General features: G+C 64.5%; 19 protein-coding genes. 8 read left to right on the top strand and 11 right to left on the bottom strand.

The window, feature by feature from the left end; genetic code table 11:
* Positions 1–12: 12 nt before the first annotated feature.
* Positions 13–534, bottom strand: a complete 522-nt coding sequence (locus tag AC58NV_RS01440; protein WP_497225556.1) for a component of SufBCD complex — start codon at positions 532–534, stop codon at positions 13–15.
* A 182-nt stretch (positions 535–716) separates the two neighbouring features.
* Here AC58NV_RS01440 and hemB point away from each other — a divergent pair, with 182 nt between their 5' ends.
* Together hemB and AC58NV_RS01430 are read left to right on the top strand one after the other, a co-directional pair.
* Positions 717–1,715 carry a porphobilinogen synthase gene (gene hemB / locus AC58NV_RS01435; RefSeq protein WP_497225555.1) on the top strand — a complete coding sequence of 333 codons (999 nt, stop codon included), beginning with the start codon at positions 717–719 and terminating at the stop codon, positions 1,713–1,715.
* 151 nt (positions 1,716–1,866) lie between these two features.
* Positions 1,867–2,442 (top strand): lipid-binding SYLF domain-containing protein, encoded by a 576-nt coding sequence (locus tag AC58NV_RS01430; RefSeq protein ID WP_497225554.1) that lies wholly within the window; start codon positions 1,867–1,869, stop codon positions 2,440–2,442.
* A gap of 102 nt (positions 2,443–2,544) precedes the next feature.
* Here AC58NV_RS01430 and AC58NV_RS01425 read toward each other — a convergent pair whose 3' ends face one another.
* Positions 2,545–3,420, bottom strand: coding sequence for an NAD(P)-dependent oxidoreductase (locus AC58NV_RS01425; protein WP_497225553.1), 876 nt, complete (start codon positions 3,418–3,420; stop codon positions 2,545–2,547).
* Between the two features lie 116 nt (positions 3,421–3,536).
* Between AC58NV_RS01425 and AC58NV_RS01420 the strand changes: the two genes are divergently transcribed.
* Positions 3,537–6,014 carry a penicillin acylase family protein gene (locus tag AC58NV_RS01420; protein ID WP_497225552.1) on the top strand — a complete coding sequence of 826 codons (2,478 nt, stop codon included), beginning with the start codon at positions 3,537–3,539 and terminating at the stop codon, positions 6,012–6,014.
* A 50-nt stretch (positions 6,015–6,064) separates the two neighbouring features.
* Here the strand turns inward: AC58NV_RS01420 and hflX are convergent, their stop codons facing one another.
* From hflX to trkA, 4 genes are all read right to left on the bottom strand, one after another.
* The gene (gene hflX, locus AC58NV_RS01415) at positions 6,065–7,336 is read right to left on the bottom strand and encodes a GTPase HflX (RefSeq protein WP_497225551.1); all 1,272 of its coding nucleotides are present in this window, start codon (positions 7,334–7,336) and stop codon (positions 6,065–6,067) included.
* Entirely contained in the window at positions 7,336–7,575 is a 240-nt protein-coding gene (gene hfq / locus AC58NV_RS01410; RefSeq protein WP_005611588.1) for an RNA chaperone Hfq, read from the bottom strand. The genes hflX and hfq overlap by 1 nt, the downstream gene beginning before the upstream one ends.
* A 120-nt stretch (positions 7,576–7,695) precedes the next feature.
* On the bottom strand, positions 7,696–9,231 hold the full coding sequence (locus AC58NV_RS01405; RefSeq protein ID WP_366661789.1) for a TrkH family potassium uptake protein: 1,536 nt from the start codon (positions 9,229–9,231) through the stop codon (positions 7,696–7,698).
* Between the two features lies 1 nt (position 9,232).
* Entirely contained in the window at positions 9,233–10,609 is a 1,377-nt protein-coding gene (gene trkA, locus AC58NV_RS01400) for a Trk system potassium transporter TrkA (RefSeq protein ID WP_366661788.1), read from the bottom strand.
* 113 nt (positions 10,610–10,722) lie between these two features.
* Between trkA and AC58NV_RS01395 the strand changes: the two genes are divergently transcribed.
* On the top strand, positions 10,723–11,190 hold the full coding sequence (locus AC58NV_RS01395; protein ID WP_497225550.1) for a hypothetical protein: 468 nt from the start codon (positions 10,723–10,725) through the stop codon (positions 11,188–11,190).
* 439 nt (positions 11,191–11,629) lie between these two features.
* Positions 11,630–13,972, top strand: a complete 2,343-nt coding sequence (locus AC58NV_RS01390) for a caspase family protein (protein ID WP_497225549.1) — start codon at positions 11,630–11,632, stop codon at positions 13,970–13,972.
* Between the two features lie 39 nt (positions 13,973–14,011).
* Here AC58NV_RS01390 and ntrX read toward each other — a convergent pair whose 3' ends face one another.
* From ntrX to dusB, 5 genes are all read right to left on the bottom strand, one after another.
* On the bottom strand, positions 14,012–15,421 hold the full coding sequence (ntrX, locus tag AC58NV_RS01385; protein ID WP_497225548.1) for a nitrogen assimilation response regulator NtrX: 1,410 nt from the start codon (positions 15,419–15,421) through the stop codon (positions 14,012–14,014).
* Positions 15,418–17,700: a sensor histidine kinase NtrY-like gene (locus AC58NV_RS01380; protein WP_497225547.1), complete on the bottom strand. Its 2,283-nt coding sequence runs from the start codon at positions 17,698–17,700 to the stop codon at positions 15,418–15,420. The genes ntrX and AC58NV_RS01380 overlap by 4 nt, the downstream gene beginning before the upstream one ends.
* A 100-nt stretch (positions 17,701–17,800) precedes the next feature.
* Positions 17,801–19,165: a response regulator gene (locus tag AC58NV_RS01375; RefSeq protein ID WP_497225546.1), complete on the bottom strand. Its 1,365-nt coding sequence runs from the start codon at positions 19,163–19,165 to the stop codon at positions 17,801–17,803.
* A gap of 3 nt (positions 19,166–19,168) precedes the next feature.
* A complete protein-coding gene (locus tag AC58NV_RS01370) occupies positions 19,169–20,248 on the bottom strand; it encodes a two-component system sensor histidine kinase NtrB (protein WP_366662745.1) in 1,080 nt (359 codons plus the stop codon).
* On the bottom strand, positions 20,245–21,231 hold the full coding sequence (dusB, locus tag AC58NV_RS01365) for a tRNA dihydrouridine synthase DusB (protein WP_497225545.1): 987 nt from the start codon (positions 21,229–21,231) through the stop codon (positions 20,245–20,247). Before dusB ends, AC58NV_RS01370 begins: the two co-directional genes overlap by 4 nt.
* Before the next feature lie 182 nt (positions 21,232–21,413).
* Here dusB and AC58NV_RS01360 point away from each other — a divergent pair, with 182 nt between their 5' ends.
* From AC58NV_RS01360 to AC58NV_RS01350, 3 genes are read left to right on the top strand one after another with little or no spacing between them, the layout of a single operon-like run.
* Positions 21,414–22,550: a bifunctional 2-C-methyl-D-erythritol 4-phosphate cytidylyltransferase/2-C-methyl-D-erythritol 2,4-cyclodiphosphate synthase gene (locus tag AC58NV_RS01360; RefSeq protein ID WP_497225544.1), complete on the top strand. Its 1,137-nt coding sequence runs from the start codon at positions 21,414–21,416 to the stop codon at positions 22,548–22,550.
* On the top strand, positions 22,547–23,053 hold the full coding sequence (locus AC58NV_RS01355; protein WP_366662748.1) for a phosphatidylglycerophosphatase A family protein: 507 nt from the start codon (positions 22,547–22,549) through the stop codon (positions 23,051–23,053). The genes AC58NV_RS01360 and AC58NV_RS01355 overlap by 4 nt, the downstream gene beginning before the upstream one ends.
* A gap of 2 nt (positions 23,054–23,055) precedes the next feature.
* On the top strand, positions 23,056–23,547 hold the full coding sequence (locus AC58NV_RS01350; protein ID WP_497225543.1) for a CinA family protein: 492 nt from the start codon (positions 23,056–23,058) through the stop codon (positions 23,545–23,547).
* Positions 23,548–23,676 lie beyond the last annotated feature (129 nt).

Here is a 23,676-nt window from a genome sequence, read left to right as displayed (position 1 = left end):
CGGCCCCGGGTCTTACAGGGCTCCGATTGCCAGGTTCTGGTACATCCCCCAGAACGCCGTGACCAGAATGGAGACCATTCCGACAAACTGAATGTAGAGACGGCAAAAGGCCAGCCGCCTGCGCAGGTCCTCGCCTGCCGCCTGTTCCCGGGCGATCCGGCGGGCAGTGAAAAAACTGATCAGTCCCACCACCGACATTGGAAAGGCCAGCAGGAACACGGCCTGGGCAATTTCCATCAGGTAGACAAACCCCAAAGTGGCCAGCGCCGAGAGGACAAAACAGGCAAGGGCCACAATCCACGGTCCTGAAACGTCAGCGATGTACAGCATGCGGTTCACGTTGACCCGGGTGATATCCTCCAGGTCCCGCTCCGCTTGGCCGCCGCGGCGGCGTGCACGGTAAACCATGTCGTAGGGCACGCCCAGAATCCAATGGCTGGCAGACGACCACAGGACAGCCAGCGAAATCCAATACCACAGGTTGGAGAAAGACCGCAGGTCAATCATCTCATAGATAATTTCAAGCAGGTCCACTCCAGCCCCCGTCTGCCGCTGCCGGCCCTTGGGGCCTTTTCTTGTAACCGGCCCTATATCAACCGGGAAGCGCCCGCAGGCAAGCCCGCAGGGCGCACAAGTTTTCCGGCGCGGCGAATGTGCCTCTTGTTCCCGGGGCGGCTTCCATGCCACCCATGGGCCAGCCCAAACGAGAGACCGCCATGAAGCCTACCGTCGCGCCCTTTCCCGCCGCCCGTCTGCGCCGCACCCGTGCCAGCCAGGCGATCCGCAATCTGGTGCAGGAAAACACCCTGAGCCCGTCCGATTTCATCTGGCCGGTGTTTGTCCGCGACGGCGAAGGCCAGGAGGAACCGGTTTCCTCGATGCCCGGCGTGATGCGCCGTTCAGTCGACAGGATTGCCGAGGCGGCAGTTGAGGCCCAGGCACTGGGTATTCCCGCCATCTGCCTGTTTCCCTACACCGATGCCTCGCTCAAGACCGAAGATTGCGCAGAGGCCTGGAACCCGGATAACCTGACCAACCGCGCCATTCGCGCCATCAAGGCCGCGGCGCCGGAGATCGCGGTGATGACCGATGTGGCGCTTGACCCCTACAACATCAACGGCCACGACGGTTATGTGGTGGATGGCGAGATCGTCAATGACGCCACTGTCGAGGCGCTGGTCAAGATGACCCTGGCCCAGGCCGATGCGGGCGCCGACATCATCGGACCGTCCGACATGATGGACGGGCGCATCGGCGCGATGCGCACGGCACTGGAAAAGGCGGGTCACCACAATGTGGCGATCCTCTCCTACTCGGCCAAATACGCCTCTGCCTACTATGGGCCGTTCCGCGATGCGGTCGGCGCTTCCGGCGCGCTGAAGGGCGACAAGAAGACCTATCAGATGGACCCGGCCAACAGCGACGAGGCGCTGCGGCTGATCGAGCGCGACCTGCAGGAAGGCGCCGACATGGTCATGGTGAAGCCGGGCATCGCCTATCTGGATATCTGCCACCGGGTGAAAACAGCCTTCGGCGTGCCAACCTACGCGTATCAGGTTTCCGGTGAATACGCGATGATCCAGGCCGCGTCGCAGAACGGCTGGGTTGACGGCGAAAAGGTGATGATGGAAAGCCTGATGGCCTTCAAGCGTGCGGGCTGCAACGGCATCCTCACCTATTTCGCCCCCGCTGCTGCGCGGCTGCTGAACGGCTGACCTGCCAAGCCGGGCCGCGCGTGATCACTTCAGCGGGAAGCCGCCAATAACTGCCTTCGCAGCGGATGACAGGCAGCGGTTTTCCGCGTATAACCCTGGCCAGAGCCGGACCAAACCGGCCTTGGAGCAATTCATTACAGGCACCTGAAAAATGAGCGAGATTTTCTCTACCCGCATGACCCGCCGCGGTTTTGCCCTGACCGCGCTGGCCGGAGCCGGTGTAACCGCCGCCTGCGGCAACGGCGTCGGCAACAGCAACGCCGCCACGATCGACGCCCGCGTCGATGCCACGCTGAACCAGATGTACAGCCAGTACCCCAACACCCGCACCCTGGCAGAAAAGGCCACCGGCATGCTGGTGATGCCGCTGGTGACAGAGGCCGGATTTGTCTTTGGCGGCGCCTACGGCCGTGGCGCGCTGCGGATCAATGGCGTGACCGTCGACTACTACGCCACCTACAAGGGCAACGCCGGGCTGCAGATCGGCGCCCAGCAGTACGCCCACGTGCTGTTCTTCATGACCCAGGACGCGCTCGCAGGCTTCCGCCGCTCCTCAGGCTGGGCGGCAGGCGCCGATGTGGAATATGTGATCAAGGACGAAGGCAACGCGCTGAGCGCTGACACCAACACGCTGACGTCGCCGGTGCTGGCCGTGGTCTTTGCCCAGGCGGGCCTACGCGTGGGCGCCACCCTGGAAGGCACCAAATACACCCGCATCATTCCCTGAGCGAATGCAGCGGCGGCGGCAGGATCCACCTCTTTATCCGGAGGGAATTATCCCCGCCAGAGGCATGGCCTTTCCACCTGGAAAGGCCATTTTCCTTTGCGATCAGCCGTCCAGCTTGCGCAGCCGCTTGAACAGCGACGAGGTGTCCCAGCGCCCGCCGCCCATTTTCTGCACATCCTTGTAGAACTGATCGACCAGCGCGGTCACCGGCAGGCTGGCGCCGGTTTCATCCGCCGCATCCAGGCAGATGCCCAGATCCTTGCGCATCCAGTCCACCGCAAAGCCATGCTCGAAATGATCGTCCAGCATGGTCTCATAACGGTTGGCCATCTGCCAGCTGCCTGCGGCGCCCTGGCTGATCACCTCGACCACCGCACGCCCGTCCAGCCCCGCCTTCTCTGCGAAATGCAGCGCCTCGCTCAGCCCCTGCACCAGGCCGGCGATAGCGATCTGGTTGCACATCTTGGTCATCTGCCCGGCACCGCTCTCACCGATGCGGCGGCAGATGCGGGCATAGGCGCCGATCACCGGCTCTGCGCGGGCATAGGCATCCTCATCGCCGCCGCACATGACCGACAGCACGCCATTCTCCGCCCCGGCCTGACCGCCGGAGATCGGCGCATCGACAAAGGCGATACCGTTCTCTGCTGCTGCACCGTACAGCTCCCGCGTGACCTTGGCTGACACCGTGGTGTGATCGGTAAACACCGTTCCCTTGGCCATACCGGCAAAGGCCCCGTCAGCGCCGAGGCAGACCGAGCGCAGGTCGTCGTCATTGCCGACGCAGGCCATTACGAAATCCGCGCCCGAGGCCGCCGCCCGCGGGGTCGCCGCGAAATGGCCGCCATGCTCTTTGGCCCAGGCTTTGGCCTTGGCCTCGGTACGGTTGTAAGCGGTAACCTCATGGCCCGCGGCCTGCAGGTGCCCGGCCATCGGATAGCCCATGACGCCAAGCCCCAGAAACGCGATTTTTGCCATCTGCTTTTCCCCTGATCTGTCTTCGCATATGTTGGCGCCAACCCTACCACCGCCGCCGCGGGGCGCAATCTGCCATGCGGCTGGAAATGACAAAAACCAAGGGAAAACAACCGCTGATGGGACTTCTCTTCCGCTGGCTTCTGCGTCTTGCTGCGGGCCTGATTCTGCTGAGCGTTCTGGCTGCCGCGCTGGTCTATTACCTCGCCTCGCAGTCACTGCCCGAATACGACAAGGAGCTGGCCCTGCCCGGCCTGTCCTCCCCCGTTGAAATCGTGCGCGACAACGCCAATGTGCCGCATGTTTTCGGCAGCTTCGGCGCCAGCGATGAGGATGTCTATTTCGGTCTCGGCTATGCCCATGCGCAGGACCGGCTGTGGCAGATGGCAGTGATGCGCCGCACCGCCCAGGGCCGCCTGTCGGAAATCTTCGGCACCCGCACGGTGGAGACCGACACCTACCTGCGCCGCCTCGACCTCTATAATCTGGCGCGGCAATCGGTTGAGGTGCAGTCGCCTGAGGCGTTGGCGGCGCTCACGGCCTACGCCGCCGGCGTAAATGCGCGGCTGCTGGAGATCAACGAGGACGCATTGGGCCGCGGCGCGCCGGAAATGTTCCTGTTTCAGATGCCGCTGGCCCCCTGGCAGCCTGCCGACAGCATCGCGATCATGAAGCTGATGGCGCTTCAGCTCTCCGGCCACATGAAGGAAGAGATCCTGCGCGCCCGCACGTCGCTGGCACTGAACGATCCGGACCGCATCCGGGACATCCTGCCGGATGCCCCCGGCAAAGGTGTGACCGCCTTGCCCGAATACGCCGAACTGGTGCCGGGCGCCCGGAAGTATGCCGCTGCTGATCCTGCAGAGGAAAGCAGCCTGTTGTTCCCTGTCGCACCGCGCGGTCTGGCCGGTGCCTCCAACGCCTGGGCCGCCGCACCCAGCCGTTCCGCTGCAGGCGGAACGCTGCTGGCCAACGACCCGCATCTGGGCCTCAGCGCCCCGGGCATCTGGTATCTGGCACGGCTGGAACTGGGCTCCGGCGGCGTGATCGGCGGCACCATTCCTGGCATCCCTGCAGTGATCACCGGACGCTCCGACGCTTTGGGATGGGGCGTCACCTCCTCCTACATGGACGACCAGGACCTGCTCATCGAGAAGCTCAACCCGGAAAACCCGCAGGAATATCTGAGCGTTGACGGTCACAAGAAATTCATCACCCGCCCCTCGATCATCAAGATCAAGGACGAGGCCCCCGTCACCCTGACCCTGCGCTGGACCGACAACGGCCCGGTGCTGCCCGGTTCCATGTTCAACCTGGCGGAAATCACCCCGCCCGGCCATGTGGTGTCGCTCAGCTGGACCGTGCTCAGCCCCAGGGACACCTCGATGAGCGCCGCCATTGGCCTGATGCGCAGCGCTTCGGTGCAGGAGGCAATCATTGCAGGCGAAGATTTTGTTGCCCCGGCGCAGAACCTGACGCTGGCGGACAAGGACACCGTCGCGCTCAAGACCGTCGGAGCGTTTCCGCTGCGCGACGCGGCGCATCAAAGCAAAGGCCGGATGCCCAGCCAGGGCTGGCGCCCGGAAAACCGCTGGCAGGGCCGCGCGCCCTATGCGGAAAACCCCGAGTTCGTCAGCCCGGCTGGCGGCATCCTGGGCAATACCAACAACAAGATCCTCGACCGTCCTTTCCCCCGGCACGTCTCCTTTGACTGGGGCGACACCCAGCGCATCCACCGCTGGGAAAAGCTGATGCAGAACCGCGAGGTCCATACCCGCGACAGCTTCATCGAGGCGCAGCTGGACACCGTCTCCTACACCGCGCGCACCCTGCTGCCGCTGATCGGCGCCAACCTGTGGTTCACCGGCGAGGCCGCCCCTGCAGGTACCCGCGAGCGCCAGCGCCAGATTGCCCTCACCCTGCTGTCGGAATGGAACGGCGAGATGAACGAGCATCTGCCGGAGCCGCTGATCTATGCCGCCTGGCTGCGCGCTCTGCAGACGCGTCTGATCACTGACGAACTGGGCCCGGTCGCCAAATCCTACCGCCACGTGGAGCCGCTGTTCATCGAGCGCGTCTTCCGCAACGTCGACGGTGCTGCCGTCTGGTGCGACGTGCGCCAGAGCGCGCCGGAAGAGACATGCACCGACATGGCCCGGCTGGCGCTGGATGATGCGCTGATCTGGATCGAGGAACGCTACGGGGATGCGCTGGAATCGCTGCGCTGGGGCGATGCGCATCAGGCGGTGCAGGACCATGCAGTGCTGGGCGATGTGCCGCTGCTGCGCTATTTCGTGAACATCCGCCAGTCCACCAGCGGCGGCGACAACACCCTGCAGCGCGGCAAAAGCTCCGGCAAGGATCCGGATCCGTTCCAGAACATTCACGCCGCAGGCTACCGCGGGGTTTATGACTTTGCCGATCCGGACAGCTCCGTTTTCATCACCGCCACCGGCCAGTCCGGCCACCCGCTGTCACGCTATTATGACGACATGGCGCAGCTGTGGCGCCGGGGCGAATACATCCCGATGTCGCTGGACGAGGAACTCGCCCGCGCCGCAGCCGTCGGCATCACCCGGATCACGCCGAGGCAATAAAAAAACGGGCGCTACGGCGCCCGATTTTTCTTTCTCAGAGCTGATGAAAATCACAGCCTCTCGAATTTCGCTTTCTGCCGGTCGGTCCACAGCACGGTGATTTCGAAACCGGTCTCGGTCTGCTCCTCTTGCTGCACAAGGTCCTCCTTGAACAGCCAGGCGCGCTGTTTGCCTTGCGCAAAGGTGAGGGTCAGCAATTCCTCGTGCCGCACACCCTGAAGTTTCTCGGCAATGTCAGCCAGCAGGCCGTCCAGCCCCTCGCCGGTCAGGGCTGAGATTGCATGAATGCCTTCCTCGCGCGCCGCGCGCTGACGGCGTGCATCCGCCTCTTCCTCCGGCAGCTGATCCAGCTTGTTCCAAACCTCGATCCGGGCACGGTTCTCATCCACCCCCAGCGACGTCAGGATCGCCTCCACATCCTCTGCCTGTTCTTCGCTTTGGTCATGGCTGATGTCGCGCACATGCAGGATCACGTCCGCGGCCAGCACCTCTTCCAGCGTGGCGCGGAAGGCGGCCACCAGTTCGGTCGGCAGGTCAGAGATAAAGCCCACGGTGTCGGACAGGATCACCTCCGGCCCGTCGGGGATCTGCACCCGGCGCATGGTGGGGTCCAGAGTGGCAAAAAGCATGTCCTTGGCCATCACCTCAGCGCCCGTCAGCCGGTTGAACAGCGTCGACTTGCCGGCGTTGGTGTAACCCACCAGCGCCACGATGGGGTAAGGCACCTTAGCGCGCGAGGCGCGGTGCAGCGTCCGGGTCTTCACCACCTTGTCCAGCTGGCGGCGCAGCCGCACCAGCTGGTCGTCGATGGCACGCCGGTCGGCCTCGATCTGAGTTTCGCCGGGTCCGCCGACAAACCCCAGGCCGCCGCGCTGGCGCTCCAGGTGGGTCCAGGCCCGCACGAGCCGCGTCCGCTGGTAGCTGAGCGCCGCCATCTCGACCTGCAGCACGCCTTCGCGGGTCGCCGCACGGTCCGAGAAGATCTCAAGGATCAGCCCGGTACGGTCGAGGATTTTGACCTTCCAGGCCTTCTCCAGATTGCGCTGCTGAACAGGGGAAACCGGCCCGTCGATCAGGACCAGTTCAATTTCATTTGCTTTCAGGATGCCTGCCAGCTCTTCGATCTTGCCGGAGCCGAACAGCATCCCCGGATGCGCCTTCGGCAGGCGCACCACGTTTGATCCGATCACGTCAAGATCGGGCAAGGCCGCTGCCAGCGCAACGGCCTCTTCCAGCGCGGGAGCAGCCTCGCGGCGCCCGCTGTCTGATTTGATTTCCGGATGCAGGACCCAGGCGCGGGTCTGCTTCCTTTCATGCTCCATCAATTGGAGTCTTCACCCTCATAGAGACTGATCGGCTGGGCCGGCATGATGGTCGAGATCGCGTGTTTGTAGACTAGCTGCGACTGTCCGTCGCGGCGCAGCAGCACGCAGAAGTTGTCGAACCAGGTGATCACACCCTGCAGCTTGACCCCGTTGATCAGAAAGATTGTAACCGGAACCTTGGTTTTGCGAACGTGATTCAGGAAGGCATCCTGAAGATTCTGTCTGTCCGAAGCCATTTTTTATTATCTCGCCTTTGTTCTTGCCGCGCGCTGCGGACCAGCGCGCACGTTAAAATTCAGTATGGACAAAGAAAAAATAAGTTTCCAGCCGAAAAACACTTTTCACTTCCGCGGCAATCAGCTGCGCCAGAGGTTCGGGGACAGCAGCGCGATGAAAGCCAGCGTCTCCAGCCGTCCCAGCACCATCGCAATGCACAGGATCAGCTTGGCCGGGTCGGTCAGCAGGTTCAGCACAATCGGCGCGCTGCTGGCGCTTTCAGTCAGCGGACCGGTGGTGGACAGCGCCGCGATTGCCAGCACCAGCGACTGTTCGAAGCTGGATCCGACAGCGGCCAGCGCGGTGCTGACCAGCGCCAGCGACAGGGCAAACAGCATGAAAAAAATCCAGGCGACAAAGGCGCCGTTCTTCTGCAGACGCTTGGTCCGGTCGCCTTCGCCGCTCACTGAACTCGGGTGCACCAGCCGCTCCATTTCGCGCAGACCGTTGAGGTAGAGCGCATAAACCCGCAGCAGCTTGACTCCGCCCGCCGTTGTGGCCACGCCGCCGCCGAATACTGCCAGCCCCAGCAGGATCATGCCCGGGGTTTCCAGCCCGGACCATGTCCGGGCCGCTTCCCAATGCAGGCTCTCGAACCCGGTGGTGGACAGGAAAGACATCACCGTGAACACCGTCCCCCAAAGTGCCCTCAGCGCCTGCAGCAGATCCTCGCCCGCATCCACCTCATAGGCCGCCACCCAGTGGCGCAGGAACAAGAGCAGCGGCACGCCGAAGACGATCAGCAGCCCGGTGCGGAATTCCGGGTCCTTATCCAGGCGCCCCTGCCCGGATGTCACCGTATCGCTGGAGAAGGTCAACCGCGACAAGGCGAAAAACATGAACAGGAACATCACCATCTCGCCGGCGATGCCGCTGGCCGCGTTCTCCACCCCGCCGGTGGCCGAAATGCCGGAGGTCGCCATCACCGACATCGCATGGCTGAGGCCAGTCAGCGCCTGTTCCCCGGTGATCATCAGCAACAGCCACAGAACCATGGTCAGCCCGGCATAGACCGGCGCCAGAGTGCGGGTGACCAGCACTAGCTGGCGCCGCGGATCCGCCTTTTCCATATGGCCCGGCCCCGCAGTGCCGCCGCCCGGCTCGCCCTTGGCGGTGACCTCGAAACCGCCCAGCGACATCGGCGCCAGCACCGCCGAGGCGGCCACCCACATCAACAGCCCGCCCATCCAGCCGACCATCGCCCGCCACAGATGCACGCTGGGCGGCAGGCGGCCCGGATCAGCCCAGATATCGGCGCCGGTGGTGGTGATGGCGCTGACCATGTCGAAATAGGCATTCACATAGCGGGTGCTGATCAGCGCCTCCTGCACCGGCACCGCCAGGAACAGCGGCAGCACCGTGAAGGTAGCCAGCAGTGACAGCAGCTGGCCCGGCATCCCGTAGCGCGGCACCCGGTTGCCCATCGACAGGGCAATCAGCACCACCAGGATCAGCCCCGCCAGGCCGGCGTAGAAGAAGCTCTGCGATGTATGATGGTCGTCCAGCACCAGCGCGTGCACGGCCGGCAGCCACATCGCCAGCGAGGCGATTCCCCAGATCAGCAGGAACAGCGGCAGGCGCAGGACGCCGATGGGGGCTTGGACCACGCGGCGCATACTAGAAGTAGTCGATCGACACCTGCAGGAGCCGCTCCACCTCGGGCACGTCATCAGCCATAGCAAACAGCGCGATCACGTCACCCTCTTCGATCCGGGTCTCGCCCGACGGGCGCAGCATTTCGCCGTTTTTCAGGATGCCGCCGACCAGAACGCCTTCGGGGAAATCGGTCTCCCGGATCATCTGCCCGGCGATCGGCGACGTCGACAGCACTTCCGCCTCGATCATCTCGGCTTCGGCATCGCCCAGCGAATAGACCTGCCGCACCCGGCCATAGCGGATGTGGCGCAGGATCGAGCTGACGGTGGTGGAGCGCGGGTTGATATAGGCGTCGATCCCAAGGTGCGGCAGCAGCGGCACCAGGGTCGGGTCGTTGATCAGCGCGATCGCCAGCGGGCAGCCCTCGGCCTTAGCCCGCACCGCCGCCAGCATGTTGACCTTGTCGTCATCGGTCACCGCCAGCAGCGCATCCGCCTTGTCGATGCCTGCCTCGATCATCAGCGACCGGTCCAGACCGTCGCCGTTCAGCACGATGGTGCGCTCCAGTTCCTCGGCGGCGCGTTCAGCGCATCTGCGGTCCCGCTCGATCACCTTGGCGCGGATCCTTGCGGTGCTGCTCTCCAGCGCCTTCGCCACTTCCAGCCCCACGTTGCCGCCGCCGACCACAACCACCCGGTCCTGGCGTTTTTCCTTCTTGCCGAAGACCTCGATGGTGCGGGGCACGTCATCCACGTGGGAAAACACATAGCAGCTGTCGCCCACGAACAGCTGGTCGCCCGGCTCCGGCGCAAACAGGGTGCCGTCGCGGCGGACCCCCACCACAATCGCGCGCAGGGTGGAGAACAGATCGGTCAGCTGGCGCAGCGGCGTATTCACCACCGGGCATTCGGCATCGATCTGGATGCCCAGGAGCTGCGCCTTACCGCCCATGAAGGTCTCGGTGTCAAAGGCAGCCGGTGCCGAAAGCCGCTGCATCGCCGCCGCAGCCACTTCGCGCTCCGGGCTGATCACCACGTCGATCGGCAGATGCTCGCGCTGGTAAAGGTCGGAATAGATCGCGGTGAGATAGCTTTTTGCCCGCAGCCGGGCGATCTTGCGCTGGATCTTGAACACCGAATGCGCCACCTGGCAGGTCACCATGTTGACCTCGTCCGAGTGGGTGGCGGCAATGATCATGTCGGCATCCTGCGCCCCGGCCCGCTCCAGAACGTCCGGGTAGGAGGCAAAGCCGTGAATGCCCTGCACGTCCAAAGTATCCGTTGCGCGCCGCACCAGGTCCGGATTGTTGTCGACCACCGTGACATCATTGTGCTCACCGGACAGGTGCCGGGCGATCTGCCAGCCGACCTGGCCCGCGCCGCAGATAATGACCTTCATTTACATGTCCCTTGGCGGAGTTTCGGGCAGAGTTCTGCGTGATGTGAATGACAGATGCCGCTTTCACGGTCAAATTAATTGTAACTTCCTCAGTTTGCGGCCATTCTTACTCCATGCGACGGAGTGTGACGATCCCCGCGGGCACGGCATTGCTGGCTCTCGCAGCGGCCTGCGGACCGCTGCCGGTCTACTACAAACAGGGGGCAGAGGTATCGCGTCTGCAAAGCGATGAGCTGACCTGCGCCACCCAGGCGCTGAAGGATGCCCCTGTTGCCAATGAAATCCGCCAGCACCCGCCTGTCTACTACCCGGGCCGCCAGGTCTGCCACGGCGGCAGCTGCTATTACCGGCCCGGTTATTGGGTGGATGGCGGTATCTACACGGTCGATGTGAACAAGCCCTTGCGCCGTCGGCTGGAGAAAGCCTGCATGGCCTCAAAAGGGTATCAGCAGATCGCGCTGAAGCGCTGCACCCAGCGGAGCGCAGCAGCGCCCGCCGACCCGCGCCTGGCACCGCTGACAGAGGCGTCCTGCGCGCAGCGTAACCGGGATGGCAGCGTCATCATCCGCACCGACGGCTGAGCGCCCGGCCTCCCCGCAGCTGTGAACAGCCGTTCTGCGGCGGGACACTTTTGATTTGCGGTCTAAGTTCAAGTAAGCTGAACCCGATTGTATTTTGAACAGTATTCTCAAAAGAGAAAGGTACCTGATGCGGATTCATTTCCTGTTTGCCGCGCTGCCCGTGGCAGCCGTTACCGCAGCCTGTGAACCAACGGCCCCGATCGCGCCGCCGCCGACCGCTGCACCGGCCGCCGCCCCTGCTCCCGCGACTTACAGCGCACCCGCCACGCGGCCTGCATCGACGGCCACGCCAGCCCAGGCCCCGGCTCCAGCGGCCCCGACCGTTGAACCTATTGGCCCGCCGGGCGGTGGCGGGGCCGGTTCCGGCGGCGGCGGTGGTGCTGGCGGCGGCGGCGGCTCCGGCGGCGGCGGGGGCTGGGGCTGATACCCGGACCGCGCCATGACAGCTCTCCGTCCGAAATGTTCCGCTCTTGCAGCCGCACTTCTGGCTGTTACCCTGCTGCCGCCTGCGGCAGCACAGGCTGCCTTTGAAACCAGCGAACGGGGTGCCGCCCCGGAAACCGCCATCGTCATCGGCATTCAGGACTATGACCATGTCAGTGACCTGACCAATACCCGCAAGGACGCGGAGGCGATGGCAGATATGCTCAGGTCCTTCGGCTATACGGTCTATGAAGGCTACGACCTGGACAAACGGGGGTTCGAGGCGCTGCTGCGCCAGGCTGCGCTCAACATCCGTGATGGCAGCCAGGTGTTTTTCTACTACGCAGGCCATGGCATCCAGCTGGGACGGCGCAACTACCTTCTGACCAGCGATGCTGAACTCACCGGCATACACGACCTGCCATTCCAGTCAGTCACCCTAGACCGGGTGTCCGCCATTCTGGGTGGCAAGGCCGGCAGCCAGATCCTGATGCTGGATTCCTGCCGCGACAACCCGGTGCCGCAAGCCAAGCTCAACGCCGAAGTCGGCGCCCAGCTCTATGAGGCGCGCGAAGGCTTTGACGTGTTCCGCCCGCCGCTGAACACACTGGTGGCGTTTTCCACCTCTCCCGGCGCCACCGCGCTGGACGGCGAGCCGGGCAGCAACAGCCCCTATACCGCCTCTGTCGTGCGGCATTTCCCGGCCAGCCCTGACGAGGACGCGATGACCGTCCTGGCCGCCATCCGCAGCGATGTCTACAGCGCCACCGGCAACACCCAGGTGCCTTGGGAAAGCTCGACCCTGATGCAGAAGATCTATCTGCGCCCCGCCGAACGGTCGCTGAACATTGCCGCGGCGGAACCGGACACCGCTCCGGAATCCGCTCCTGCCAGCCTCGACCAGATCCCGGCGGAACTATCTCTCAAGGTTCCGCTTGGCCGGGCACTGGAGCTGGCGCCGGAAATCAGCCCCTATGTCCAGGCCGGCACCAAGGTGTCGATCGTGGAAACCCCGTCTGCCGGAGTGACCTCGCTGCGGTCCGGCGAGGGCAGCACACTTAGCCTCAGCTATGCACCGAAACTCTCCGAGCTGCCCGCCCGCAAGGACGGCGGCCAGGTCCGCACGGACCGGATGGTGCTGCGGCTTGCCCAAGCGGACACGGTGCGTGATGTCACCGTGAACCTGGAGATGATTGCACGGCAATGCGATCTGGAGGCAGGCGACCTGCTGGACCCGCAGGGGGTCGGTTTGTTCCGCTATCCCAATGAGATCGACCTCAAGGCGGCTGAAACCGCCTGCCGCGAGGCAGTGGAGGCCGCGCCGGACATCGGCCGTCTACATTACCAGCTTGGCCGGGCGCTGCAGGGTCAGGGCCGTCTGATGGAGGCCTACGAAGCCTTTGAAAAGGCCGCAGATCTAGGCCACATCCGTGCCTACAACGCAGTGGCCTACCTGCACGTCACACCAAACGTGGACCGCGAAACCGTGCCGATCCCCTATAACCCGGACAAGGCCTTTTCCTTGTGGGACAAAGGGATCGACGCCGGCGACCCGTTCTCTATGCATGCGCGCGGCAAGCGGCTGCTGCGCAAGAACGGGACAGCGGAAGAAAAGCAGCGCGGCTTTGATCTCCTCAGCCGTGCGGTGGAGCTGGGCCACACCTATGCGCTGAATGAACTGGGCGTGTTCTTCCTGTGGAGCGGCGATGAACTGGCCCAACCGGAGCGCGGGCTGACGTATCTGGAAGCCTCCGCCGGGCGCGGCGACATCTACGGCACGGCCAACCTTGGCTATGTCTACCGCGACGGCGGCGCCGGGAAGGCGGTGGATAAGGAGAAAGCCCGCGCGCTGTTTGCCGAGGCCGCGCAGCTGGGCCACCCGCATGCCCCGGGTGAGATCGGCCGGATGATCATGAACGGCGATCTGCCCAGCAGCGATGCCGCCGAGGCGCTGGAATGGTATGACATGGGCCTCGCCCGCGGCGATGCCTGGGGCGGTGCCAACGGTGCCTGGGTCGCGTTGAACCGGCTGTCAGACCGCATGCCGGCCCACGCCGCCGCGGTCCGAGCCGGCAAGGCGATGGCGCTGAATGACCCGGATGCCCGTGCCGCCGCGCGGGAGCTTCTGGCAGGCATGAACCAAATGGACATCGCCGCCGCCACCCAGTCTGTCCTGCGCGGGCTGGGATCCGGCATTGCCGTTGACGGCCAGTTCGGGCCGGCCTCCCGCCGGGAGCTGGCCGACTGGGCCCGCCAAGCAGGCCTGCCGGCAATTGTTCCAGAGGACGCAATCAGCCAGTTGCAGCTGGCTGCACAGGTTCATTTCGCGCTGAACCCGATCCGCCAGGACCTGTTCTGATGCCAAAGCGCCCGGAGAGATCCGGGCGCGGGGGCCTGATCAGGCCTCTTCTTCTTCGCTCTCCACATGCGCCACCCGGGCGCCTGCCTTGTTGGATGTGACCACCCCTAGCGACTTCAGCTTGCGGTGCAGCGCCGAGCGCTCCATGCCGACAAAAGACGCTGTGCGGCTGATATTGCCGCCAAAACGGTTGATCTGGGTCAGCAGGTACTCGCGTTCGAACGCCTCCCGCGCCTCGCGAAGCGGCAGGGTGGCCAGCGCGCCGGACAGCACCACCCGGCCCTCTTCCTGCGGCTTCTCTTCCTCGCGCGGCAGATCCTTGGCCTCGATCGGGCCGCTGCCATCTCCCAGGATCAGCACCCGCTCCACCAGGTTCTTCAGCTGGCGCACGTTGCCCGGCCACAGCATGGTCTGCATCAGCGCCACGGCTTCCTCGGTCAATTCGCGCAGCGGCAGGCCCTGGGCCTCGTTGAACTGGGCGATGAAATGGCCCGCCAGCAGCGGAATATCCTCGCGCCGGTCCGCCAGCGACGGCACCGCCACCGGCACCACGTTCAACCGGTGATACAGCTCCTGCCGGAAAGTTCCGGCCTCGATCTCTGCATCCAGGTCCTTGTTGGTGGAGGACACCACCCGCAGGTCGACCCGGATCTTGTCCGAACCGCCGACCCGCTGGAATTGCTGGTCCACCAGCACCCGCAGGATCTTGGACTGGGTGCCGAGCGGCATGTCTGCCACTTCGTCAAAGAACACCACGCCGCCATGCCCCTGTTCCAAAAGCCCCGGCTCCACCCCGCGTTCCGAAGATTCGCGGCCGAACAGAACCTCCTCCATCCGGTCGGGTTCGATGCTGGCGCAGTTCACCGTGATGAACGGCGCCGACGCCCGGTTCGAATTGGCGTGGATGTAGCGCGCCGCGATCTCCTTGCCGCTGCCGGCCGGGCCGGTCAGCATCACCCGGCCGTTGGACTTGGTCACCTTGTCCAGCTGGCCGATCAGCGTCCGGAACGCTGCCGAAGTGCCGATCATTTCCGCAGGCCCGGTGTCCTTGCGCTTGAGGTCCGTGTTCTCCCTGCGCAGGCGCGAGGTTTCCATCGCGCGGCGGATCACCACCATCAGCTGGTCGATGTTGAAGGGCTTCTCGATGAAGTCGTAGGCGCCTTGCTTGATTGCAGCGACCGCGATTTCAATATTGCCGTGGCCGGAGATGATCACCACCGGAATATCCGGCGTGTCCCGCTTCACGGCTTTCAGGATGTCGATCCCGTCCATCTGGCTGTCTTTCAGCCAGATATCCAGGATCATCAGCGCCGGCTGGGCCTCTTCCAGCCGGGCCATGCATTCGTCGGAACTGCCCGCCTTGCGGGTGGCATAGCCCTCGTCCTCCAGAATGTCCGAGACCAGTTCGCGGATGTCGCGCTCGTCATCTACAATCAGAATGTCACTCATGTCAGACCTGCTTTCACTGTGCTCTTGTTAGGCGCCGCCGCTTTCTTGGCCGCGGCGGGCAGGCGGATCACCGCCATTGCGCCGTTATGCGCGTGTCCCTCAAACACCGGGGCATCTTCCAGCGTCAGTGTGCCCCCGTGCTCCTCGATGATTTTCTTGACGATCGGCAGCCCCAGCCCTGTGCCCGCGTCCCGCGTGGTCACATAAGGCTCAAACAGCCGCGCCCGGTCCTCCGGCAGACCGATACCATTGTCGGCGATCCGGACCTCATAGGCATTGCCTGCCTTTTGTGCCGACACCCGGATTTCCGGCACCAGCCCGTCCGGAGCGCCCTTTTGCTGCAGGCTTTCTATCGCTTCGCCCGCATTCTTGATCAGATTGGTCAAAGCCTGGCCAATCATGGTGGCATCCAGATCCGAGGGCATCTCCGCCTCTGGCAAATCCGCCTTGATCCGGACATCCGGCTGGCCCTGCTGCTGCAGGATCACCGCGTCCCGCACCAGTTTCACCAGATCCTCCTCGCGCCGCTCCGGTTCCGGCATGCGGGCGAATTTCGAAAACTCGTCGACGATCCTGCGCAGATCATTGGTCTGGCGCACGATGACATCGGTCATGGATTGCAGCTGGTCGCTGTTCTCCTCGCCCAGCTTGGGCGCGAACTTGCGCTTGATGCGCTCGGCGCTCAGCTGGATCGGGGTCAGCGGGTTCTTGATCTCATGCGCGATGCGGCGCGCCACATCGCCCCAGGCCGCCATCCGCTGGGCGCTGACCAGGTCGGTCACATCGTCAAAGGCCACCACATAGCCCTCCAGCCCGCCCTCGCCGGAGCGGCGCGGCGACATCCGCACCAGCAGGTTTTCCAGCTGTCCCTGGCGGGTCACCTTGATCTCTTCCTGCACCACCTCGGCGCCGGTCTCGATCAGTTCTGCAAACAGCGGCCCGAATTCCGGCACTGCCACCGCCAGCGCCAGCGATTGCTGGTCCTCCTGCCAGTCCAGCAGCCGTTCCGCGGAGCGGTTGACGAAGGTCACTCGCCCGTCCGCATCCAGGCCAACCACGCCGGAGGTCACCGAGGACAGCACCGAGTCGAACAGCCGCCGGCGGCGTTCAATCTGGCGGGTGTTGTCCAAGAGCCGCCCGTGCTGCGCCTTCAGCTCCCGCGTCATCTGGTTGAAGTACTGGCCCAGCTGGGAAATCTCGTCGCCGCCGTCGTCAACCGGCACCTGCACGTCCAGATTGCCGGCGCCCACCCGCTGCGCCGCCACCGTCAGCCGCCCGACCGGGCGCGACAGCCGCTCGGCAAACCACATCCCCAGCCACATCGCCGCCAGGATCAGGATCACCGCAAAGCCGATGTACAGAAGCGCAAATTCAAACAGCACCCGCCCCCGCTCGCTCTCCAGCTGCTGGTACAGATGCGCGGTTTCCTGGGTGTCATCCAGCAGGTTCAGAAGCTCGCCGTCCACATCCCGGCTGATGTACAGGAAGCGGTCGACAAAGGCGTCCAGCCTAACCAGCGCGCGGAACTCGCTGTTGTCCCAATCCTCGATCAGCAGCAGCCCATCTTCCCGGGCCGCCCCGATCTGGCGGTCATCAGGCTTTTCGAAGTCGAATTCATAGGACCGCTCGCCGCGGGCGCGGATCAATCCCGCGCTATCGACGATATAGGCCTCGCGCAAGCCCCGCTGGATCTGAAGCTGCCCCTGTGCCAGCACCAGCCGCAGTTCGGCGTCGTTGATGAAAAAACTGCGCGACCGGCTGCTGTCGAGGTAGCGTGCCAGCGCACGGGCATCCTCGGTCAGGTCGCCTTTCTGCTGCGACTGATAGGCTTCTGCAGCCTCCAGTGAGCTGCCGATCACCTGACGCACCCGTTGCGAGAACCAGCCTTCAAGCCCGACATTCACCGTCAGCACCGCAAAGACCGCAACAATGACAGTTGGGATCAGCGCCAGAAACCCGAAGGCCCCGATCAGCCGCAGGTGCAGCCGGGAGCCCGCTGATTTCGAGCGCCGTGCCGCAAACAGCCGCACGATCTGGTTCATCACCAGGGCTGCAATAGTCAGGATATACACCAGGTCGGCCAGCAGGATCAGCCGCAGCGATCTGGACGAGGCGCCCTGCCCCAGCGGGCCGATGATCAGGAAAGTTGCCAAAGCCAGAACCGGACCCAGCAGGACCAGGCCGATGGTGCCGATATTGCGCGCCCGGCGGGTTCTCCGCCACCGGTCCAAGGCCGCAAACGGCCCGTATGCCGCCCTCAGATGTGACTTATGCGCCACGTACTGCCCTCATCCTGATGTGCGACTCTTTGCGAGTCACCGCCATATCTCGTGGCCCTGCCTAGGAAATTCGCAGCAAGGCCACATTTCTGTGGCGATATTACATCAGTTTTCGGCGGCGTGTCACCTCAATATCCAGATCGGTGATCTTCTTACGCAGGGTATTCCGGTTGATCCCCAGCAAATCGGCGCATTTTGCCTGGTTGCCGCCGGTTGCGGCCAGGGCAATTTCGATCAGCGGCGTTTCCACCTCGCGCAGCAGCCGCATGTACAGGCCCGGCGGCGGCAGCATGTCGCCATGCAGGTCGAAATACCGCTGCAGATGGCGGCCCACAGCCTCCGACAGCTTCTCGTTGGCAAACCCTGCCGCTGCAGGCTGCGGCCCGGCTTGCGGCCCCAGGACTGCCTCGGCATCCGCCTTGGTGATCTCCTCGCTGCGCGAGGTCAGCGCCAGGCGGCGGACGGTGTTTTCAAGCTGCCGCACGTTGCCGGGCCAGGCAAAACGGCGCAGCACCTCGCGCGCTTCTTCGCTCAGCTCCCGGTGCGGCGCGCCCTCATTCTCGGCCTTGATCAGGAAATGCTCCGCCAGCAGCGGTATATCCTCAACCCGCTCCCGCAGGGCCGGCACGTGCAGCTCCGATCCGCAGATCCGGTAATACAGGTCCTGGCGCAGACCGCCGCCTTCCATCGCCGCCGCCAGATCCTTCTGGCTGGAGGCAATGAACCGCGGCGCGTGATCTCCCGGCACATCCATCATCCGCACCAGCCGCGCCTGGGCCTCCTCCGGCAGGTCCGCCAGTTCGTCGATCACCAGGGTGCCGCCCTTCACCTGCGCCAGCAGCCGGGACGGGCCTTCCAGCTCAATCAGCGCGGCCGCATCCGCGTGCACAAAGGGCAAGGTGCGGCGGTCCGAAAAGTCATGAATAGCCTGCGCAATCAGCGACTTGCCGGTACCGCTTTCGCCAGTGATCAAAAGCGGCAGATCGGTATTCATCACCCGCGCGATCAGCCGGTACAGCGCCTGCATCACTTCGCTGCGGCCAATCAGCGGCAATTCCTCCGGCCGCTCCTTGGTGTCCGGACGCGACGCCGGCGCCACCCGCTTGGCGGCCAAAGCCTTGGCGGTGCGCTTCATCAGCTCCGGCAGGTCAAAGGGTTTGGGCAGATAGTCATAGGCCTCCGCCTCCTCTGCCTTGATCGCCGTCATGATGGTGTTCTGCGCCGAGATCACGATCACCGGCAGCCCGGGGCGGTCGGCCTGGATCTTGGGCAGCATTTCCAGCCCATTCCCGTCCGGCATCATCACATCCGAGATGACAACATCGCCCTTGCCCTCGCCCACCCAGCGCATCAGCGTCGTGAGTGAAGAGGTCGCATGCACCTTGCAGCCCGCGCGGGTCAGCGCCTGGGTCAGAACAGTGCGGATGGTGCGGTCGTCATCAGCGACCAGAACGGTGCCGTCCATGGATCAGCTCTCCTGCGGTATTGCATCGCGCGGCACGCGCGACAGCGACAGCCGGAACACCGTGCGCCCGGGAACCGAGCTCACCGATATCCAGCCATTGTGCTCCGAGACGATCTTGCTCACCAAAGCAAGGCCAAGCCCGGTGCCGTTTTCCCGGCCCGACACAAACGGGTCGAAAATGTCATCCTTGATCTTGTCCGGCAAACCAGGCCCGTCGTCGATGATCTCGATCTGAAGGGGCAGCAGCTTGCCGGTTCCATCGCTGCGGCGCAGCCGGAAGGAATGTTCATAGAAAGTGCGGATATGAATATTTCCGCCTTTCGGATCAGCCGCTTCCGAGGCGTTCCTCAACAGGTTCAGAACCACCTGCAATAGCTGGTCTGCATCGCCCCAGGCCATCGGCAGGGAGGGATCGTATTCCTCGGTGATGTTCATATGGGCGCCGAACCCCAGCAGCGCGGACCGGCGCGCGCGGTCCAGCACATCGTGCAGGTTCACCGGCTTGAAGTCCGGCTCGGTCAGGTTGCCGAACTGCTCCACCTGCTCCAGCAGTTTCACGATACGGCGGCTTTCGCTGACGATCAGGTCGGTCAGCTCCAGGTCTTCCGGGCCCAGCCCCATGCTCAGCAGCTGCGCTGCGCCGGTGATGCCCGCCAGCGGGTTCTTGATTTCATGCGCCAGCATCTCCGCCATGCCGATGGCAGAAGCCGCGGCGGATTTCGCGGAATGGGTCTGGGTCATCCGCCCCGCCAGCTCTCGCGGGGTGACCATCAGCAGCATCACACCGTCCTGCCCCTGCAAGGGCGCGATCTGCACCCCGCACTGCAGCGGCGCCCGGCTGCCGGAGCCGACGTCGATATCATTCACGAACAGCGGCGTGCCCTGCACCCGGGCGCGGGCAAAGGCCTCCTCGATCGGCGCGTCGATGGCCAGCGTGTCCCACACCGGCTGCCCCGTCAGCGCCTTGCGCGAGGTATTCAGGAACCCCTCGCCGGCCGCGTTCACATCGGCAATGTTGTCCCAGGCGTCGATCAGAAACGCAGGCACCGGCAAAGAGGCCCAGAGGGCGGCGCTGTCCATCATGCGGCGGCCTCCGGGACTTCCATGCACAGCGCTTCGGGCAGCAGCGCCAGCACATCTTGCGGGGTTTTCTCCGTCAGCACGGCACGGCGCATGGCGGGGCCGGTTCCGGCCACATCCATGTACCAGCCCAGGTGCTTGCGCGCGACGCGCACGCCCAGATCCTGCCCGTAAAGGTCGAGCATTGCCCGGTAATGATCTGAAACCATTTGAATAAACGCATCCCCTTCCGGGATCTCCGGCGCCGGTGTCCCCCACAGATGATGCGCCACTTCAGCCAGCAGCCAGGGCTTACCCTCAGCCCCGCGCCCGATCATCACGCCATCGGCACCGGACAGCTCCAGCGCCTGCCGCGCTGTCGCCGTATCAACGATGTCGCCATTGGCCAGCAGCGGCACATTCACTGCGTTCTTGACGGCCCGGATCGCCGCCCAATCGGCGGAGCCTTTGTAGAACTGGCAGCGGGTCCGGCCGTGGATCGTCACCATCTGCACCCCGGCCTCGCAGGCGCGGCGCGCCACGTCCGGCGCGTTCAGGCAATTGTCGTCCCAGCCCAGCCGGGTCTTCAGCGTCACCGGCACATCCACGGCCCCCACCACGGCCTCTATCAGCTTCAGCGCGTGATCCGGCGTTTTCAGCAGGGCAGAGCCGGAGTAGCCATTGGTCACCTTCTTGGCGGGGCAGCCCATGTTGATGTCGATGATCCGCGCGCCCTGCCCGGCAACCTGTTTCGCAGCCTCCGAAATCCAGTACTCGTCGCGGCCCGCCAGCTGCACTGCGGTGTTCTCCACGTCGGCACTCAGCTCGGCGCGTTCGCGCACGCCGGGCTTGGCCTGCACCATCTCCTGGCTTGCCACCATCTCGCTCACCATCAGCCCCACGCCAAAGGAGCGGACCAGATCACGGAACGGCCGGTCGGTGATTCCCGCCATCGGCGCCAGCGCGATGGGCGGGGACATGGAAATGGTTCCAAGCGTGAAGGACAACTGCCTAATCCTTGTGCAACTGAGAGGTTTTTACCCGAAGCTTCTGCTATGCAGCAATGAATTGCGCCTCTGCAAGCCGCTCCCGCACTTCATTTGCCTAATTTTTGAGCACATTCCGCCGGGTGATTGCCACTTCCCGCGCCACCTCATAAACAATGCGGGAACTTCCGGACGAGGACCGCATGACCACAGCTGCCCTGATCGTCGCCGCCGGCCGCGGCACCCGCGCAGGCGGCGGCACGCCCAAGCAATGGCGCCCGCTCAAGGGCCGCCGGGTGATCGACTGGACACTGGAAGCCTTTGCGAATGCGGGTGTGGACCTCACGGTGCTGGTACTGTCACCGGATGACACCGCCGCCTGGGAGGAGTTCTCGGGCCGACCTGGACTGATCCTCGCCGAAGGCGGCGCTGAACGGGCAGCCTCGGTCCTGAACGGGCTGATGGCGCTGGCGCCGCAGGACGTGGACAAGGTTCTGGTCCACGACGCTGCCCGCCCCTGTGTCAGCGCAAAGCTGATCCGCCGCATTCTCAATGCCTTGGACAACGGACCTGCCGCGGCCCCGGCGCTCGCGGTGACCGACGCGCTATGGACCGGCGCGGAGGGCTCCGTCACCGGCACCCAGGACCGCAGCGGACTGTTCGCCGCGCAAACGCCGCAGGGGTTCCGCTATCAGGACATTCTGACGGCGCACTTCGCCCATCCGGGCGGAGCGGCGGATGATGTGGAGGTTGCGCGCGCAGCAGGGCTTGACGTCCGCATTATTCCGGGCGAGCCGGACAACATCAAAATCACCCGCCCCGAGGATTTCACCCGGGCGGAACGCATTCTGGGAGCAGACATGGATATCAGGCTTGGCAACGGCTACGACGTGCACCGGTTCGGCCCCGGCGACAGCGTGATCCTCTGCGGGGTGGAAATCCCGCACGAAAAGACCCTGCAAGGCCATTCCGACGCCGATGTAGGTATGCACGCGGTGACCGACGCCATCTATGGCGCGCTGGCGCAGGGCGACATCGGCCAGCATTTCCCGCCCTCGGACCCGCAGTGGAAAGGCGCCGCCAGCGAGATTTTCCTGCGCCATGCAGCAAATTTGGCGCGCGATATGGGCTTCACTCTCTCTAATGTCGATTGCACCCTGGTCTGCGAATATCCCAAGGTCGGCCCGCACGCTGCCAAGATGCGCGAAGTGATGGCTGAGATCCTCGGTATCAGCGCAGACCGCGTCTCGATCAAGGCCACCACCTCCGAACGCCTCGGCTTCACCGGCCGCGGCGAGGGCATCGCCGCCATCGCCACCGCAGCGCTGGTGAAACCATGAAGAGATCGCGTCTGGCCTTCCTGATCGGCACCGTGGGCGGCATCGGCTACCTGCGCCCTGCACCCGGCACCTGGGGCTCGCTTGCGGCCTTGCCCATGGCCTATGTGCTGCACCAGCTGGGCGGGTTCCTGCTGCTGGCGCTGGCGACCGTGATCTGCATGATCGTCGGCGTCTGGGCGGCGGAAGCGATGACCCGCAACCGCGAGAACATGGACCCCTCGGAATTTGTCCTGGACGAGGTCGCGGGCCAGTTCACCGCGCTTTGGGCCGTGTCCTATCCGGCCTGGGCCCATGATATCGAGATCACCGCGCTGTGGCCGGGCTGGATTGCCGCCTTTGTGCTGTTCCGCCTGTTCGACGTCTGGAAACCCGGCCCCGTCGGCTGGGCCGACCGCCAGAAGGGCGCAACCGGGGTGATGATGGACGACGTGATCGCCGGAATCATGGCCGCCATCGGTGTTGCCGCGCTGGCTTTCCTGTCCCACAGCGTATTGGGAATGTGAGCATGGACACGGGTGAGCTGATCAAGCGCGCAACGGACGCAGGCATCACCATCGCCACCGCCGAAAGCTGCACCGGCGGCATGATCGCCGCGGCGCTGACAGACATTCCAGGCTCCTCCGCCGTGGTCGACCGGGGCTTTGTCACCTATTCCAACGCTGCCAAGATGCAAATGCTGGGGGTGAAGGCGGAAACGCTGGACGCGGCAGGCGCGGTCAGCGAAGAGGTCGCCGCGGAAATGGCCGAAGGCGCGGTGCGGAACGCGGGTGTCAGCCTGGCCGTCTCCGTCACCGGCATTGCCGGCCCCGGCGGGTCGGAGTTCAAGCCAGAGGGCCGCGTCTGCTTTGGCCTGGCGCGCGCAGGTCTGCCCGCCGGGACGGAGACCGTGGAATTCGGCGCCATCGGCCGCGCCAATGTCCGCGCCGCCACCCGCGACCGCGCGCTGGAGCTGCTGGCGCAGGCCGTTTCCCAGATCGAACGCGAAACGGGCAGCTGACCCGCTGCGGCGCTCAATTTTTCAGCACTTGCAAAAAAGCCCCGTTTTTGTGCGCCTCCCGCACCCCTGCCTCTTTTTTCTGCGCGCAACCTGCGCTTTCTCCTGACCTCACCGGTTTTTGAGGGGAAG

Source organism: Leisingera sp. ANG49 (assembly GCF_059694505.1).
The sequence above is the reverse complement of the archived record's forward strand: the minus strand, read 5'-3'. Positions and strand labels throughout refer to the sequence as shown.